Raw genomic sequence first — 16,298 nt, 5'->3', positions numbered from 1 at the left:
GCGCGCCCGGCTGGAGCGCGCCTTTTTAGATTTCTCAGCAGATTACTTCTCGTCTTCGAATTCCTGCATCAGGTCTTCGTCTGCTTCCGCCTCGTCATCGTCGTAATACCCGTCGGCGCGCAGTTGCTCTTCACGCTTCTTTTCGACACGGGCGACAAGGAAGATCGAAATCTCGTAGAGACCGTAGACCACGACAAAGAGAATGATCTGGGTGATCACGTCAGGGGGCGTCACAACAGCCGCCAAAACCAGAATACCGACGACTGCATATTTTCGTACGGCACCCAATCCTTCGGCACTGACCAGCCCCGCCTTACCCATAAGGGTCAGAAGAACCGGCAATTGGAAGCAAAGTCCAAAGGCAACGATGAACTTGATCGTCAGATTCAGGTATTCCTGTGCCGAACCCTGAAACACTACGCTCAGCGGCGCTGAGGTTGCACCATCGGCCACAGCTTCACCTTCAGTCCCGAATTGCTGGAACCCAAGGAAGAAGTCATAGGCTAGCGGCGTGACGACATAGAACGCAAAGCTCGCACCCAGAAGAAACATGAAGGGCGAGGCCAGCATGAAGGGCAGGAATGCGTTCTTTTCTGTCTTGTACAGACCGGGCGCTACAAAGCGCCACATCTGCATCCCGATATAAGGAAACGCCAGAATGAACCCGCCCAGCAAGGAGACCTTGATCGCGACAAAGAACCCTTCCTGCGGCGAGATGAAGATCAGCCCGCAATCCTGCCCGCGATCTGCCAGTACTTGACACAGAGGATTGGTCAGAAAGTTGAAGATCGGTGTGGCCACTGTGAAACAGATGATCATACCGATCAGAAAAGCCACGACACTATGGATCAAACGCGTGCGCAGTTCCGTCAGATGCTCGATCAACGGGGCCGAGGAATCGTCAATCTCGTCGGTTTTGCTCATGTCTTGCTTTCAGTGTTCAGCGCGGCTTCGGCTTCTTCGGCCTTTGCAAGTGCGTCGGCGGCTTCTTTGGCCTTGCGCTCGGCCGCGGCACGGGCGGTGGAGGCTTGGATTTTCTTGGCCTGCTCAGCCCGCTCTGTCGCCAGTTTACCGGTTTCGCTATCAGGATCGAACTTGGTAGGATCGATGCTTTTTGCCATGTCCTGCGCGGCTTGTTTGACACCGTCCATGGCCGAACCGACCGGGTTTGTGGCAGCGTCGAGACCCTTCTTGATCTCATTCACCCCGGCCTGATCGGCAGCCTCGTTCATGGCGCTGCTGAACTCGCGCGCCATTCCACGCGCCTTGCCGACGAAACGCCCGACATTGCGGAACAACACCGGCAGGTCCTTCGGCCCCACAACGATCAGGGCAACGATGCCAATGACCAGAAGTTCGGTCCAGCCCAGATCAAACATCCGGGCTTACACCTTGTCTTTGTCGGTCTCGGGTGTGACGTCCTTGGCCAATTCGGATGCGTCCTGCTCCAACTCTTCCGAACCGTCCTTCACGCCCTTCTTGAACGCGGTAATACCTTTGCCGACTTCACCCATCAGCGAACTGATTTTGCCACGGCCAAACAGAACCAAAACCACTACTGCGATCAGAAGAAGACCGGGAAGGCCTATATTGTTGAGCATGTCATTTCTCCTTTTTCATCGGCACTCTTGTGCGCCGGGAATATAAACTGGTTCGTGTTTACGCTCGGATGCCACTTCTCAAAAGAGACCAGCCCCGAAATGAAGCCAAAAATCGAACTGATCTCGAGAAATTTACGGACTCGCTTTTTTCAACTGACAGGTTTATGTCAGTTGATCATGGCTAGAACGACGATATCGAAACTAGGTCAACGGAGAACCAAATGACCCATGTCGCTGAAATCGTCACCTTTACCCTTGCCAATGGTACCACGCCGGAAGAGTTCGTGAAACTCAGTCAGGCCTCTGAGGCCTTTGTGCGCAGCGCACCGGGCTTTGCCCACAGGCAACTCAGCCAGGGCGAAGACGGTCGCTGGACCGACTATGTTGTCTGGACGGATATGAAGGCCGCTCAAAAAGCCGCAGCGCAGTTTCCGAAACAGAAATGTGCTGCAGGCATGATGGCCGCCATCAATCCAGATAGCGTTCAGATGCGCCACGAGACTGTGCTATGGAACATGACTGCCTAGGTGCGGTTTGGGTGGCGTGCCATGCGCCGCACTGACCGCCTGTTCGATATCATCCAGATCCTGCGCGACGGCAAACTGCACCGCGCGCAGGACATCGCGGACCGGCTCGAGGTGTCGGTCCGTACCATCTATCGCGACATGGATACACTGGTGGCCTCGGGCGTACCGGTAGAAGGTGAGCGCGGTGTTGGTTACATGGTGCGCGAGCAGATCACTCTGCCACCACTGAACCTGACCCCGGCCGAGCTTGAAGCGCTGAACCTCGGCATGGCGATCGTAGCCGAGGCCGCAGACCCTGACCTGAAAGCCGCCGCCAATTCTCTGGCGGAAAAAATTGATGCTGTTCTGCCGACGCAGGTAGTGGCCGAAGCCGATACGTGGAAATTCGCGGTCTACCCCTTTGCCGATGCCGCACGCGGGCTGGCACATATGGCGCCGATCCGCGCAGCGATCAAATCCCGCCAGAAACTCTATTTGTCCTACCGCCGCATTGACGGCGTTTTGACCGAACGCATCGTTCGCCCGTTACATATGGAATACTGGGGACGTGTCTGGACCCTGACCGCTTGGTGCGAATTGCGTCAGGGCTTCCGTGTCTTCCGCATAGACTTGATTGATTCCGTATCACCACTACCGGAACTTTTCGCAGACGAGCCCGGAAAACGTCTGAGCGATTATGACCCAAACGCCTGATAAAATTCATCTTTTCAAAAATAACCCCGCCAGCAGTATAACCCGATTCGGACCATTCATCCTTACTTCAGGTAAGGATCGGGATCGACGGATTCGAACCCTTTGCGCACTTCGAAATGCACATAGGCGTTGTCTCCACCCCGCAGCTGCGCCAATTTCTGACCTCGTCTCACTCGATCACCTTTCTTGACGGTGATATCATCGACATTGGCATAAACCGTCAGCAGATCGTTTTTGTGCTTGACCACGATGATCGGCACCTGGTCCGCATCAGCAGTAATTGCCGCCACTGTGCCCGCGTCGGCCGCAGTAACAGCCGTGCCCGGAGCCGCGGCTATGTCAATGCCTTCATTCTTGCCCTTGCTATAGCCGCGAATGATGTTGCCACTGACCGGCAGGGACAAAGCCGTCGATCGCGTATTTGTCGGCGCTTCGGCCGTCACATCGGGGGCTTCAGCCAGCGGCGCGACCGCTTCGTCGGGCAAAGGCTGCGCAGCACTTGGAGGGGTCGGAGTGGGTGAACCCTGCCCCGGCTCCGTGACTTCGGTTGCCGCAACGGGTGCCGCGGCAGCAGCGCTTTGACGTGGCGCAGGCTGGTTTTTGACCGGGATCAACAGAAACTGACCTTCACGCACAGTGAAATCCGACCCCAGGCCATTCCATTCCGCCAGCGACTCGACCGGCACCTGGTAGAGGCGCGAAATCGTATAGGCCGTCTCGCCTCGCTTGACCTTGTGCCGGACCGGTTCCGGCCCGGATGCAACAGGTGCCTGGGTTGGCGCAGGTTTTGCAGGTTCCAGCGTCGTGGTCCGGACTCCCCCCGATTCCGGGGCCTGATCAATCGCGGCTCCGGCAACTGACGCGATATCTACGCCGCTGCCCGCACCGACTGAACGCGGCAAGGCCAGTACTTCGCCTTCTCTCAACGTGTCAGTCGTCTGAAGACCGTTGAAACGCGACAGCTCGCCCTCTGGCAGGCCAACCCGCGCGGCCACGTCACGCACCTTGTCGCCTCGGCGGGCCACGACCACCTGATAGTTCGGGTAGGTTATCACCCCCCGGCTGTCGGGCGTTGGGCGTGACGTTGTTGCCGACTGCGCGGCATCAGTGGTCGAAAACCCGCCGATCTGCCCACGCAGGTCATAGTCCAATGGCCCCTCACACCCGGCCAGAATAGCCAGAGCGGCCACTCCAGTCGCGCAGCGACGCATAGCTGATTTGGATACTGCACTCATAATTCTGCCCTCAACGCCTGCCCCTGTTGTCCGGGGTTCCGGCGACCAATTCATTAAGCCTGTTACGTCTCGTCCTTACCAAGCCCCTCAAGCAGAGGAACAAAACGGACCGACGTCAATTCGTCATAGTCCAGACCGGTCTCGGTGCGCGTCACTTTGATCAACTGCTGCACCGCGTCCGACTGACCTACGGGTAAAACCATGATACCCCCGATTTTCAGCTGCGCCAAGAGCGGTCCCGGAGGGTCTTCGGCCGCCGCTGTTACAATGATCCGATCAAACGGAGCCTGTTCCGGCAGGCCGAACGATCCGTCAGACAACATAGCCGTGATATTCGTCAGTCCCAGTTCGGCAAACAGCTTACCAGTTTCGCTGACCAGCCGCCGGTGGCGCTCGACCGTATAGACCCGTCGCGCCAGTTTGGAAAGAACTGCGGCCTGATAACCCGACCCTGTACCGATCTCGAGCACCGTATCCCTTGGCCGTACATCCAGTGCCTGCGTCATGAGACCAACGACCGATGGCTGGCTGATTGTCTGACCACAGGAAATCGGCAGGGGCATGTCCTCGTAAGCGCGATCCGAGAACAGGCCCGTCACAAAGCGACCCCTGTCGATCTGCTCCATCGCCGCCAAAACGCGGGCGTCTGTGACGCCCCGTTTGCGCAAGGCAAACAGGAACTGCATTACTGTTTCGGGGTCCAGTCCGCTCATTCGACCGCCTTCAATGCCCCCAGCATGTCATGTGCAGTCAGGTCCGCTCGCATCGGCGTGACCGAGATATAGCCTTCCAGATTGACCGCCGCATCCGTTCCGGGTGCAGTCGGGTTGTGCTGATACCCGCCCTTGATCCACAGGAACCGCCGTCCTGACGGCGAGCTGTGCGGCTCGACCGAGAAATGCGTGTCGCGCCGGAATCCTTGCGCGGCAACGCGTGTTCCCAGCACCTCATCCGCAGGAACGGGAGGAAAATTCACGTTGTAAAATAGGCGGTAGTCGCCCTGTTCTGCCGGATTGGCATCCAGAATGCGCCGAACCAGATCTGCCCCAAAACGCCCCGCAGCTTCGAACGGGTTATCCAGCCCCAGATTGCGTGGGCCGAAATACTGCGACAGTGCAATCGCGGGCACGCCTTGCAGCGCCGCTTCCATCGCGCCACCAATGGTGCCGGAATAAAGCGTGTTCTCGGCCGAGTTATTGCCCCGGTTCACGCCGGACAGAACCAGATCCGGAGGACTGTTTACCATGACATCGTGCAGCCCTGCCAAGACACAGTCCGCAGGCGATCCTTCGGCTGCATAGCGTCGCTCGCTCAGCTTGGCGATCATCGTGGGGTGCGTGTAGCTGATGCAATGCCCGACCCCGGATTGTTCGAAGGCGGGCGCAACCACCCAGACTTCTCCGTCCGGCCCCGCCAGATCAGCAGCAATCGCTTCGAGCGTGATCAAACCCGGCGCGTTGATCCCGTCATCATTGGTCAGAAGAATACGCATGTGCCCGATTTACCCCCGCGTTTGGCCCTTGATAGACCCCGGCCTGCGCTGCGGCAAGCGACGTGGACCTGCATTCTGAGGCTTTCGCGCACCACTTGAGTGGAAATCGAGTAGTTAACCCTTCGTCTCGGGAAAAACAAAGCACCTGTCGCGTCGGATGGTCAGCCACATGACCCGACCCGGCCCCGGCACAAAGACATTCGGAACCGTCGCCCTGAGGATCGTGTTGTCATAGTCCATACGGAATTCGATCAAGCTTTCGTTGCCAAGAAAGCGCGCGCGTTCGACAACGCCTCGCGCTGCGACTCCGTCCGTAGGTGTCGGCAGCGGCCCCTTACCGTTGCGATCGAAATCCAGCTTAACGTGTTGCGGTCGAAATACGATCTCGACATCTGTTCCATCCGGGATACCCGGTGCAAGGAATTGTCCGAACGGAGTGTCAGCCAACGCCCCATTCACTTGAGACCGCAACACATTGACATCACTGAAAAATGCCACGGCTGCCTTGTCTGCAGGTCGGGTATAGACGTTGTACGGCGCGCCCTGCTGAACGATCTTGCCGCGCCGCATCAGGGCGATCTCATCAGCCATCCGCATCGCCTCTTCCGGCTCATGCGTGACCAGCAAAACAGCGGCGTCCTCTTCCTTGAGAATGGCCAGCGTCTCATCCCGGATGCCATCACGCAAACGGTTATCGAGGCCCGAGAACGGCTCGTCCATCAGCATGATCCGGGGGCGCGGCGCCAAGGCGCGCGCCAAGGCCACTCGTTGTTGCTCACCGCCTGACAATTGATGCGGAAACCCGTCTATGAACCGCATCAGGTCGACTTTGCGCAGTAATTCCTCGACCCGGGCGCGCTTCTCGTCCTTGCTGCCCTTCAGGCCAAAGGCCACATTGTTGGCCACGCTCAGATGCGGGAACAAAGCAAAGTCCTGGAACATCAACCCGATCTCACGCCGCTCCGGCGGCACCCGAAACAAGGTGTCACAGATCAGCTTGCCATCGACGTAAATCTCGCCCGAGTCCTGCATTTCGACCCCGGCGATCATCCGCAAAGTGGTGGATTTGCCGCAGCCGGATGGCCCTAGCAGACAGGTTACCTTGCCCGCCTGTACGGTCAATGACACGTCATCCACGACAACCCGTCCCTCGAACCGGCGAATAATGTTGCGAATTTCCAGACGCGGAGGAGTTGCGTTACCTGTCACCGATGGACCCCATTGCCTTTCCCGATCAAATCCATCGGGCTTGGGCGGGGATAGCAACCCCGCCCTTCAGGTGCAAGAGATCAGCAGCATCCGCCCGAAGACGTAGCCTCGTCCACGGTTTCAAACGGGCTTTCGCCGCCACAGCCTTCGAAGATACCGTAATGAGTCGAGAAATCGCCGATAAAGTCGAAGTGGCGAGCAAAACGCGTGTCTTGCAACATCATCCACGTGTTGCCGCAGACAGGAAAGACCTTGCCAGCGTCAATGGCGTGGTGATCGTCCAGAACAAACGCGTGCGGCGCGTTGGGAACGGTACCTTTATAGATCACCGCCTGACCGTAATCCTCGCAAGCCGGTTCAAGTGCGGGTAGTTTGAACAGACGATACGTGGCCGACAAGAACTTGAGCGGAGCCACACGTGCTTCGAGCACGGGGTTTTCGATGGTCAATGGACGATGAGTTTCACGACGCGGGTCGCCAAAACCGGCCTTGCGAGCCATCGACAGGAAGTCATTCCAGTACAATGCACCTGACAGGCACTCGCCATACAAAACTTCATCCTCAGCCATCGCCTGCGGAATACGACGGTCTGCATAGACGTCCGAGAAATACATCTCGCCGCCCTCTTTCAACAGTCGATGCGCGCCGCGCAGAACGGCATCCTTGTCGGTTGCAAGGTTGATCACGCAATTCGACACGATGATATCGAACGATCCGGGCTCCAGATCCAACTCATCCAGCTTTTCGATATAGCCGTGATGGAATTCCACATTGCTCTGCGCGTGGCCAAACACCTCGGCGTGATAGTCCTGATGTGCGCGGGCGACATCCAGTTGCTCGGGTGTCATGTCCACCCCGACCACCCGTCCCTTTTCACCGACCATAGCAGACAGCGCATAGACATCACGCCCGGCCCCACAGCCAAGATCGAGGATCGACATGCCCTCGAGATCTAGCGGTGCGATTAGGCCGCACCCGTAGTAGCGGGTCAGCACATCGTCATGAATTTTCGAAAGAATACGTTTGAGGTGATCCGGCATGTCGTCAGGCGTGCAGCAAGCGTTGGTCTGTAAGTCCGCGCTGCTCTGCAGGACTTCACCATAGTAATTCTGCACCGATTCATGCTTCATCGCAGTCTTCCCTTGTGTATCGCTGCTCTGCAATTAGTGCGGCGTACACTTCTACGCAATCCACAGCCGCGAATTTGACGAAAGCGTGAGCACTCTGATGTGGTATTACCCCAGCAGATCGAAATCGACACCAGCGCGGATTTTGCCGTTCACCTGAATCTCAAGACGGTGTGCACCGGGGATCAGCTTGAAGGTCGTGGCGTCGCCCTTCAATTTGTGGCGTTTGGTCAACTGCAACCGACCGCTCTTAAGAACCGCCTGTTTAAGCTTGTGCACTTTGGCTGAGGTTTTTCCACCAGGACGTTGAAAGTGAACGATATAATCCACCAGAACAGGTTGCGCACCGGACCCGCTCAGATCGACCGAAAACTCCAGAGCTTCACCAATACGGGCTTCGGAATTCAGATCAATCGAAACCGAAATATCAGCGTCCGGGTCATATCCCAGCATCTTCATTGCCTCGGGATGCCCCGCCTTAACCAACCCGCGCAGCGTATGAGAGGTCATCCAATCCAGCTCTGCCGTGGTCTGACGCCCCTCAGCGCGCCACTCATCCAGACGCCCCAGCACCAGATCCGGGTCCTTCTTCGTAATGTCATTAAGATGATTGGCCACCGACCGGGTCACATAACGGGTGCTGTCACCATGCAAACGATCCAACAAAGGCAGCGGGTCTGCAAGTTTCAGACCAACGGCCTGCCCCCATGGCAAACGCGGCCGCGTGCCTTCACTGACCAATCGGCGCACGTGATAGCTGTCATGGGTACACCAGTCCTGCATCCTCTCCAGCACCCTATCCGGGTCTTGGTTGAGGAAGGGTCGTATGGCCCATTCCATAGAGAAACGTTGTGTCACCTCTTCCAGCACACCCAAAGCCAGATCCAGGTGACCCAACCCAATGTCCGCCACCCAATCGCCCAAAGGCGCAAAGATGAAATCTCCAAAATCATCATCCGATTTGGAAGGGTCCAGAGGTTCGGGCAAAGCCCGCAGGATCACCGGAGCGACAGCTGGCAAATCCCCCGGCACGGCCTGTTGCAGGCACGCTGCGATCCAGGCCATACGCTCTTTCAGCTCCAGCTCAGGCAGACGCGACATGACCTGATCCTGAAACTCGGGGGCATCGAACGATGGTTCAGCGTTCGCAAATAACTTGCTAAGATAGTTTACTTTCTCAGCGTTGAACAATTGATCCTTCAACGAAAACCCCTGCGCCATGATTACATCGTCAGGTTGGTGCCGCCACCGTCCAGCAGAATGTTCTGCCCAACGATGAACCCGGCATGCTGCGAACACAGGAAGGCGCAAACCGCACCGAATTCCTGCCGCGTGCCATACCGTCGAGCCGGAATGGTTGCGGCGCGTTCAGCCCGTGCGTCATCCATGGAAATCCCCTTTTGTGCTGCAACACCACCATCCAGCGAGTTGGCGCGGTCCGTCGCATGGATACCCGGCAACAAATTGTTGATGGTCACCCCATGCGGAGCCACTTGGCGAGACGTCCCCGCAACATAACCGGTCAGACCGGTCCGCGCAGCGTTTGACAGACCCAGCGCAGGGATTGGGGCACGCACGGATTGTGAGGTGATATTCACCACACGGCCCCAGCCCTTGTCCATCATTCCGGGAAGCAACGCCTTCATGAATGCAATCGGTGTCAGCATGTTGCTGTCCAGCGCCTTGATGAAGTCGCCACGTTCCCAATCCGACCACACGCCCGGCGGCGGCCCACCGGCATTTGTTACAAGAATATCAACGCCCTGCGCAGCTTCGATCACCTGCGCTTGCCCCTCGGCGGTTGTCACGTCACAAGCGACTGTCCCCACCTCAACGCCGTGCTCTGAGCGCAGGCGTGCGGCCTCAGCCTCAAGAGCGTCAGAGCCACGCGCATTCATCACGAGATTTGCGCCGGCAGCTGCCAAAGCCTCGGCACAGCCCAGACCCAATCCCTTGCTGCTGGCACAGACCAGCGCGCGTTTTCCTTGAATTCCCAGATCCATCGGATCCTCCCTGTCAGTCATTGCCGCATGTCTAGCATCGGCCAGACAGGGAAGACCAGAAACGGTTCGTTGATCAGTAAAAGAACTCTTCCCGAACAATCTTGCCGTCAGCGACGTGATAGACACCCACTTCGCGCATATCAAAGGCGTCACCGGTTTCCTTCACCTTGCCCTGTATTTCGAAAATAACAGCAAAACGGTCTTCGCCGTGGGGAAACGGGTCACTGACAGACGCACCAGAAACTTCATGAGCGCTTTCCCACCACTCATGCTTGCCACGGATGGCGTCGAGCCCCTTGGTTTCCCGACCCATTCCCTGAAAGTCCTGCCCTTCGACTGAAACGGCGTCGGGGGCATAAAGCTTGGACAGGTTTTCCTTGGCCCGGTTTTCACGGCAACCAGCGACCAGTTCGTTGGCGATCTCTTTCAAATTCATTGATCCTCTCCATATTTTGTTCACTATATGTTCTTATTGCCACAGGCGTATGATTCGAACCAGCCCCTTTGTCTTGCTTCGGCAGGTTTCCCCGCATATACGCGCGTTTATGCTTGACACCTCGAACCAACCCACCTTGCCGCCCCAGATTGCCCGGCGCCGGACATTCGCCATCATCTCGCACCCGGATGCGGGCAAGACCACGCTGACGGAAAAGTTCCTTTTGTACGGCGGCGCGATCCAGATGGCGGGACAGGTGCGCGCCAAAGGCGAGGCACGACGGACACGGTCGGACTTCATGCAGATGGAAAAGGATCGGGGCATCTCAGTCTCGGCCTCGGCGATGTCGTTTGACTATGACACCTTCCGGTTCAACCTGGTGGACACGCCAGGTCACAGCGATTTCTCGGAAGATACATATCGCACACTGACTGCTGTGGATGCCGCCGTCATGGTGATCGACGGCGCGAAAGGCGTGGAAAGTCAGACGCAGAAACTGTTCGAGGTTTGCCGCCTACGTGACCTGCCGATCCTGACCTTCTGTAACAAGATGGACCGTGAAAGCCGCGATACATTCGAGATCATCGACGAAATTCAGGAAATGCTGGCCATCGACGTGACACCTGCCGCGTGGCCGATTGGCGTGGGCCGTGATTTCGTAGGTTGCTACGACATGCTGCGCGACCGATTGGAACTGATGGACCGCGCCGACCGGAACAAGGTTGCGGAAAGCATTGAGATCAACGGGCTGGATGACCCCAAACTGGCCGAACACGTTCCCGAACATCTGCTGGACAAACTGCTGGAAGAGGTCGAGATGGCGCGCGAATTGCTGCCCAAGCTTGACCCTCAGGCAGTTCTGGAAGGGCATATGACCCCGATCTGGTTCGGTTCAGCCATCAATTCATTCGGCGTCAAGGAACTGATGGAAGGCATCGGTGCCTATGGTCCGCAGCCTCAGATTCAATCCGCAGAGCCTCGCCAGATATCCCCCGACGAAAAGAAGGTCGCAGGGTTTGTCTTCAAGGTTCAGGCCAATATGGATCCCAAACACCGCGACCGGGTTGCCTTTGTCCGTATGGCGTCAGGCCATTTCAAGCGTGGCATGAAGCTGACCCATGTGCGGTCGAAAAAACCAATGGCGATATCGAACCCGGTGTTGTTCCTGGCTTCTGACCGGGAACTGGCGGAAGAAGCATGGGCTGGTGATATCATCGGTATCCCCAACCACGGACAACTGCGCATCGGTGATACGCTGACCGAAGGTGAAGCGATCCGCGTTACCGGCATCCCCTCTTTCGCGCCGGAACTGCTGCAAACAGTGCGCCCCGGCGACCCGATGAAAGCCAAGCATCTGGAGAAGGCACTGATGCAATTCGCCGAAGAAGGCGCGGCCAAAGTGTTCAAACCTTCGATAGGCTCGGGCTTTATCGTCGGTGTCGTCGGCGCGCTGCAATTCGAAGTGCTCGCCAGCCGGATTGAGATGGAATATGGCCTGCCCGTGCGGTTTGAGGCGTCGCAGTTCACCTCGGCCCGCTGGGTCAGCGGTGAAAAGGCCGAGATTGAAAAGTTCGTGAATGCCAACAAGCAGCATATCGCACATGATCATGACGGCGACATCGTTTACCTGACCCGCCTGCAATGGGATATCGACCGGGTGATTCGCGACTACCCCGCGCTGAACCTGACCGCCACCAAAGAGATGATGACCTGAAGCAACTGGCTGATTGCACAGCTGAACCCGGCTGTGCAATCCTGCGCGCATGAGTGATGACGAACTGACCTATCCCGGTGGCCTGCCCGATATGCTGGACAGCTATGAGGCCCGGCGCAGCCCGTTTCAGTTCGGCACCCTGCCGCTGCCCGAAACGGACGTCGATCTGGATGATCTGGCCAAACGCACCGTACCCGACAGCGCCACTGAATTGCCGGCCGGGCGTAGCACCAATTGGGATCGCAAACGTGTTCAGATCGCGCGGGACTTTGTCGGAAACTCGGAACTTGCTTTTCTGAACGCCCAACTGATCTCGAACCTGCGAAAGCGATCCTTCCCGCGTCAGGCCCCGGCTCTGTTCTGCCGCTTGTGGGATGAACATTCTGACCACCTTTTGTCCGCGCTTGATCTACGATGGCTGGTGTCATCTGTTCAGACCTTTGCGGATCACGGCCAGACCCCGACACAGCGCGAAGTGGGACATGCCTTGCGCGTGTTTTTCAGCATGATGAAGCTTTATGAGTTCGAGCGGCTTTTCTCAGGGTTGGCCCCGGAAACACCGTTTCAGTTCAAAGACAAGAACCATGTCCCACTTCCCTTTCAGATGAAGGGGTTTTCCTTTGAAAAAGGTGGGCTGGACGTCAATCTGATTGCTCCGATCTGGACCAAGGCGATGAACGATCCCACAATTGCGCCTCTGGTAGATCACCTGATGACCGAACTGAACGAGGATCCGGGTGGTGTCTTTCGTCGTCTGAAGCTCATGCGCGATACCCGCGCGCCGCGCAGATGACCACCTGGGGTATCGTTTCCATGGTCCGGGGACCAACCGAGGACGTTCTTCGGTTCGTGGCCCATCACCTCGATCTGGGTGTGGATCTCATGTATATTTATATGGATGAACCCAACCGCCGCACGTTCCGGGCGCTCAGAATGCACCCCAAGGTTCGGGTTCGCGTCTGTGATGACGCCTTTTGGGAAAAACGCGGACGTGCCCGGCCCGAAAAGCATCAGGTGCGCCAGTCGGCGCATGCCACCTTCGCCTATCGCAACACCCCGCTGGATTGGCTGACCCATATTGATGTGGACGAATTTCTTTGGTCCTCGACGCCAATTGCAGAGGTGCTTCAAGAAGTTCCGGACACAATTCAGGCCGCACGCGTCCGCCCGATGGAAGCGCTCGCCGGCAACAACGACCTGTACAAGGCGCATATTCCGCGCAGTCCCGAGCGTGAAGCGCTGGTCGAGATGATTTACCCGAACTACGGGGCTTTCGTTACGGGCGGTTTTTTAAGTCATGTGCAAGGAAAGTTGTTCGTGCGTGCCGGATTGGAAAACCTGAGCTTTCGCATCCACAACCTGTTTCAGAACAAAACACTGCTGCCGTGCAAATACGAGCTCCCTCAGGTCGAGCTATGCCACCGCCATGCCCCGGGTTGGGATCACTGGATTGCGCATTATGAATTCCGAATGAATCGCGGCTCGTATCAGGCAGGCATGGCCACCAATGTTCCGCGTGAACAAGGGGGGCTGAGCAAGAATGAACTACTGAATTGGATCGAAACCGAACAAGGCATGGACGGCCTGCGCGTGTTCTACAATGAAATGAGCGGAACAGACGCAACGGTGCGAACCAACCTGGAACGTCACGGTCAAATTCGCCACCGACCTTTGGACCTGGACAAGAAAGTAGAGAAACACTTTCCCGGAAGTTGCTGAATTGTTGCTGAAAACCCTGGCATGCCACAGGATGACAAGGGTGAAGTTCTCTTCATTTGACCCTGACCAACGTTTTTGTTATGTCCGCGTGCAAGCCGAAATGTCGCATCATGCACATGGCCATCCGGGCCCGGCACATCTTATACGCGCGGGCCAGGTCAAGTGTCCGCACAAACCGGACTTACATGACAAAATTCAACGAACTGAACCTGAACCCGAAGGTCCTCAAAGCCATTGAGGAAGCCGGATACGAAACCCCTACTCCGATCCAGGAAGGTGCGATTCCCCCCGCCCTGGAAGGGCGCGATGTTCTGGGGATCGCCCAAACCGGCACTGGCAAAACCGCCAGCTTCACCCTGCCGATGATCACATTGCTGGCCCGTGGTCGCGCGCGTGCGCGGATGCCGCGTTCGCTGGTGCTGTGCCCGACGCGGGAACTGGCCGCGCAGGTGGCCGAGAATTTCGATACCTATGCCAAAAATGTAAAGCTGACCAAGGCACTGCTGATCGGTGGCGTCAGCTTCAAGGAACAAGATGCGCTTATCGACCGGGGCGTTGACGTGCTGATCGCCACCCCGGGCCGCCTGCTGGATCACTTCGAACGCGGCAAGCTGCTGCTGACCGGCGTTCAGATCATGGTTGTCGACGAAGCCGACCGCATGTTGGACATGGGGTTCATCCCCGATATCGAACGCATCTTCTCGCTGACGCCCTTCACACGCCAGACCCTGTTCTTTTCAGCCACGATGGCGTCCGAGATCGAGCGGATCACCGACACTTTCCTGTCGGCCCCCGCCCGGGTTGAAGTTGCCCGCCAGGCGACCGCGTCCGAGACCATCGAACAAGGTGTGGTCATGTTCAAGGGTGGTCGCCGCGACCGCGAGGCCAGCAACAAACGCAAGGTTCTGCGCACGCTGATCGACGCCGAGGGTGAAAAATGCACCAACGCTATCATCTTCTGCAACCGTAAAACGGATGTGGATATCTGTACGAAATCGCTGAAGAGATACGGCTATAACGCCGCTGCCATCCATGGCGATCTGGACCAGTCGCAACGTATGAAAACACTGGATGGGTTCCGCGATGGTTCCCTGCGTTTGCTAGTCGCTTCGGATGTGGCTGCACGCGGTCTGGATGTGCCGGCCGTAAGCCATGTGTTCAATTTCGACGTACCCGGCCACCCCGAAGACTATGTCCACCGAATCGGCCGTACTGGCCGTGCGGGACGTGAGGGCAAGGCCATCACGATCTGCTCGGGCCGCGATGAAAAGGCACTGGTTGCGATCGAGAAGCTGATTCAGAAAGAAATCCCACGGCTTGAGAATCCGATAACGGAAGAACCCAAGCCCGAAACGCCGAAGCCGGAGAAAAAAGTCAAAGCTCCCGAGGCGAAGAAGGAAGGCAGAAAGGACCGCGAGCCCAAGGGGCGCGGTCGTGGTCGCAGAGATGACAAAGGTCCTACTGTCGTCGGCATGGGCGATCACCTGCCCAGTTTCATCGCCCTGAGCTTTGATGAGCGTCGCGCTGGCTAGACGCTCTGCGTTGGCTTTGATTCGAGATACGCTGCCTCTCCTTTCGATAAAACGCGCATTTCGATGCGGGGGTTTTGGATGAAACGTAAAGCATCTTAAATCGTCAGCACCAGCGCCAGAATCGAGATACCAAGCAACATCATCCCGGCGATCTCTCGCCGGGTGATCGTCTCGCGGAAAAACAGGATCGAGGCCATCAGGCTGAGGATCAATTCAACTTGACCCAACGCCTTAACGTATGCCGCGTTTTGCAGGGTGAAAGCCCAGAACCAGCAGAATGAACCGCCCAGACTTGTCAGGCCAACAAAGATTCCGGTGGATCGTGTCTGCCATACCGCCCGCAGCTCGATCCGGTCGCGCCACAGCAGCCACAACCCCATGCTGACAAACTGGAACGTCACGACCGCGGCCAGCGTGATCAGCGCCCGCAACCAGGCTTCAAATTCGCCCAACTGAAGCGACGCCCCACGATAGCTGACGGCAGAAAATGCAAACAAGACGCCTGACCCAAGCCCCAATTGAGACGCGCGATTCGTCAAATGCCGCCACCAGACCCCGTCCCCACCGGGTGTTTTTGATAACAAAAGCACCGCCATCAGACCCAGCAGAATGGCAGCCAGCGCGGCGCCGGAAACGCTATCGCCCAGCACAAGAAAGCCGACAATCGCGGTCTGGATCACCTCGGTTTTCTTGAAGGTAATTCCAACTGCAAAGTTGCGTTGTTTGAACAACGCCACAACACAGATCGTCGCTAGAATTTGCGCCGTGCCCCCAATAACCGCGTACAGCCAGAACACACCGCCCAACGCCGGCAGGCTCTCCCCTGTTATCTGCAGCGCCACAAAGAGCCCGACAACTGCCAAAGGCATGGAATAGGCAAACCGCGCGAAAGTCGCGCCAGCGGCAGACAGTTTCACGCTGCTCAGAGATTTTTGCAGCATGAAACGCACGGTCTGAAAACTGGCGGCGGCGATGGTGACTGGGATCCAGATACTCATGTCACCCGTTGT

18 protein-coding genes are annotated in these 16,298 nt (G+C 57.4%); 6 read left to right on the top strand and 12 right to left on the bottom strand.

Annotated features, from left to right (window positions below):
• Positions 1-42 precede the first annotated feature (42 nt).
• Genes tatC through Q0816_RS03895 form a run of 3 tightly spaced genes read right to left on the bottom strand, consistent with a single transcriptional unit; the run spans position 43 to position 1,601 of the window.
• The gene (gene tatC, locus Q0816_RS03905) at positions 43-924 is read right to left on the bottom strand and encodes a twin-arginine translocase subunit TatC (protein WP_298847869.1); all 882 of its coding nucleotides are present in this window, start codon (positions 922-924) and stop codon (positions 43-45) included.
• On the bottom strand, positions 921-1,379 hold the full coding sequence (gene tatB / locus Q0816_RS03900) for a Sec-independent protein translocase protein TatB (RefSeq protein ID WP_298847867.1): 459 nt from the start codon (positions 1,377-1,379) through the stop codon (positions 921-923). Before tatB ends, tatC begins: the two co-directional genes overlap by 4 nt.
• Positions 1,380-1,385: 6 nt before the next feature.
• Positions 1,386-1,601, bottom strand: coding sequence for a twin-arginine translocase TatA/TatE family subunit (locus Q0816_RS03895; protein WP_008758019.1), 216 nt, complete (start codon positions 1,599-1,601; stop codon positions 1,386-1,388).
• Between the two features lie 221 nt (positions 1,602-1,822).
• Here Q0816_RS03895 and Q0816_RS03890 point away from each other — a divergent pair, with 221 nt between their 5' ends.
• Together Q0816_RS03890 and Q0816_RS03885 are read left to right on the top strand one after the other, a co-directional pair.
• Positions 1,823-2,128, top strand: a complete 306-nt coding sequence (locus tag Q0816_RS03890) for a hypothetical protein (RefSeq protein ID WP_298847864.1) — start codon at positions 1,823-1,825, stop codon at positions 2,126-2,128.
• Positions 2,129-2,149: 21 nt separating this feature from the next.
• On the top strand, positions 2,150-2,821 hold the full coding sequence (locus tag Q0816_RS03885) for a YafY family protein (RefSeq protein WP_298847863.1): 672 nt from the start codon (positions 2,150-2,152) through the stop codon (positions 2,819-2,821).
• A 62-nt stretch (positions 2,822-2,883) separates the two neighbouring features.
• Here Q0816_RS03885 and Q0816_RS03880 read toward each other — a convergent pair whose 3' ends face one another.
• The 8 genes from Q0816_RS03880 to Q0816_RS03845 all read right to left on the bottom strand — a co-directional run bounded on the left by Q0816_RS03880 (position 2,884) and on the right by Q0816_RS03845 (position 10,323).
• Positions 2,884-4,056 (bottom strand): peptidoglycan DD-metalloendopeptidase family protein, encoded by a 1,173-nt coding sequence (locus Q0816_RS03880; protein WP_298847861.1) that lies wholly within the window; start codon positions 4,054-4,056, stop codon positions 2,884-2,886.
• 62 nt (positions 4,057-4,118) lie between these two features.
• A complete protein-coding gene (locus Q0816_RS03875) occupies positions 4,119-4,769 on the bottom strand; it encodes a protein-L-isoaspartate(D-aspartate) O-methyltransferase (RefSeq protein ID WP_298847859.1) in 651 nt (216 codons plus the stop codon).
• Complete coding sequence (surE, locus tag Q0816_RS03870) at positions 4,766-5,548, bottom strand: 5'/3'-nucleotidase SurE (RefSeq protein ID WP_298847858.1); 783 nt, start codon at positions 5,546-5,548, stop codon at positions 4,766-4,768. The genes Q0816_RS03875 and surE overlap by 4 nt, the downstream gene beginning before the upstream one ends.
• 114 nt (positions 5,549-5,662) lie before the next feature.
• Positions 5,663-6,757, bottom strand: coding sequence for an ABC transporter ATP-binding protein (locus tag Q0816_RS03865; RefSeq protein ID WP_298847856.1), 1,095 nt, complete (start codon positions 6,755-6,757; stop codon positions 5,663-5,665).
• Between the two features lie 80 nt (positions 6,758-6,837).
• Positions 6,838-7,887 (bottom strand): methyltransferase domain-containing protein, encoded by a 1,050-nt coding sequence (locus Q0816_RS03860; protein WP_298847854.1) that lies wholly within the window; start codon positions 7,885-7,887, stop codon positions 6,838-6,840.
• A 105-nt stretch (positions 7,888-7,992) separates the two neighbouring features.
• Positions 7,993-9,105 carry a hypothetical protein gene (locus Q0816_RS03855; protein WP_298847852.1) on the bottom strand — a complete coding sequence of 371 codons (1,113 nt, stop codon included), beginning with the start codon at positions 9,103-9,105 and terminating at the stop codon, positions 7,993-7,995.
• Between the two features lie 2 nt (positions 9,106-9,107).
• Entirely contained in the window at positions 9,108-9,887 is a 780-nt protein-coding gene (locus tag Q0816_RS03850; protein WP_298847850.1) for an SDR family oxidoreductase, read from the bottom strand.
• Positions 9,888-9,960: 73 nt separating this feature from the next.
• Entirely contained in the window at positions 9,961-10,323 is a 363-nt protein-coding gene (locus Q0816_RS03845) for a nuclear transport factor 2 family protein (protein WP_298847848.1), read from the bottom strand.
• 109 nt (positions 10,324-10,432) lie between these two features.
• Here Q0816_RS03845 and Q0816_RS03840 point away from each other — a divergent pair, with 109 nt between their 5' ends.
• The 4 genes from Q0816_RS03840 (at position 10,433) to Q0816_RS03825 (ending at position 15,288) form a co-directional block, all read left to right on the top strand.
• A complete protein-coding gene (locus Q0816_RS03840; RefSeq protein ID WP_298847846.1) occupies positions 10,433-12,037 on the top strand; it encodes a peptide chain release factor 3 in 1,605 nt (534 codons plus the stop codon).
• A 49-nt stretch (positions 12,038-12,086) separates the two neighbouring features.
• On the top strand, positions 12,087-12,830 hold the full coding sequence (locus tag Q0816_RS03835; RefSeq protein ID WP_298847844.1) for a hypothetical protein: 744 nt from the start codon (positions 12,087-12,089) through the stop codon (positions 12,828-12,830).
• Positions 12,827-13,756 (top strand): glycosyltransferase family 2 protein, encoded by a 930-nt coding sequence (locus Q0816_RS03830; protein WP_298847842.1) that lies wholly within the window; start codon positions 12,827-12,829, stop codon positions 13,754-13,756. The genes Q0816_RS03835 and Q0816_RS03830 overlap by 4 nt, the downstream gene beginning before the upstream one ends.
• Positions 13,757-13,941: 185 nt before the next feature.
• On the top strand, positions 13,942-15,288 hold the full coding sequence (locus tag Q0816_RS03825; protein ID WP_298847840.1) for a DEAD/DEAH box helicase: 1,347 nt from the start codon (positions 13,942-13,944) through the stop codon (positions 15,286-15,288).
• Positions 15,289-15,383: 95 nt separating this feature from the next.
• Here Q0816_RS03825 and Q0816_RS03820 read toward each other — a convergent pair whose 3' ends face one another.
• Positions 15,384-16,286 (bottom strand): EamA/RhaT family transporter, encoded by a 903-nt coding sequence (locus tag Q0816_RS03820; protein WP_298847838.1) that lies wholly within the window; start codon positions 16,284-16,286, stop codon positions 15,384-15,386.
• Between the last annotated feature and the right edge of the window lie 12 nt (positions 16,287-16,298).

It is taken from the genome of uncultured Ruegeria sp. (assembly GCF_947497005.1).
Classification (GTDB): Bacteria; Pseudomonadota; Alphaproteobacteria; order Rhodobacterales; family Rhodobacteraceae; genus Ruegeria.
Note: the sequence above shows the minus strand (reverse complement) of the source record. Positions and strands in the feature narration are given on the sequence as shown.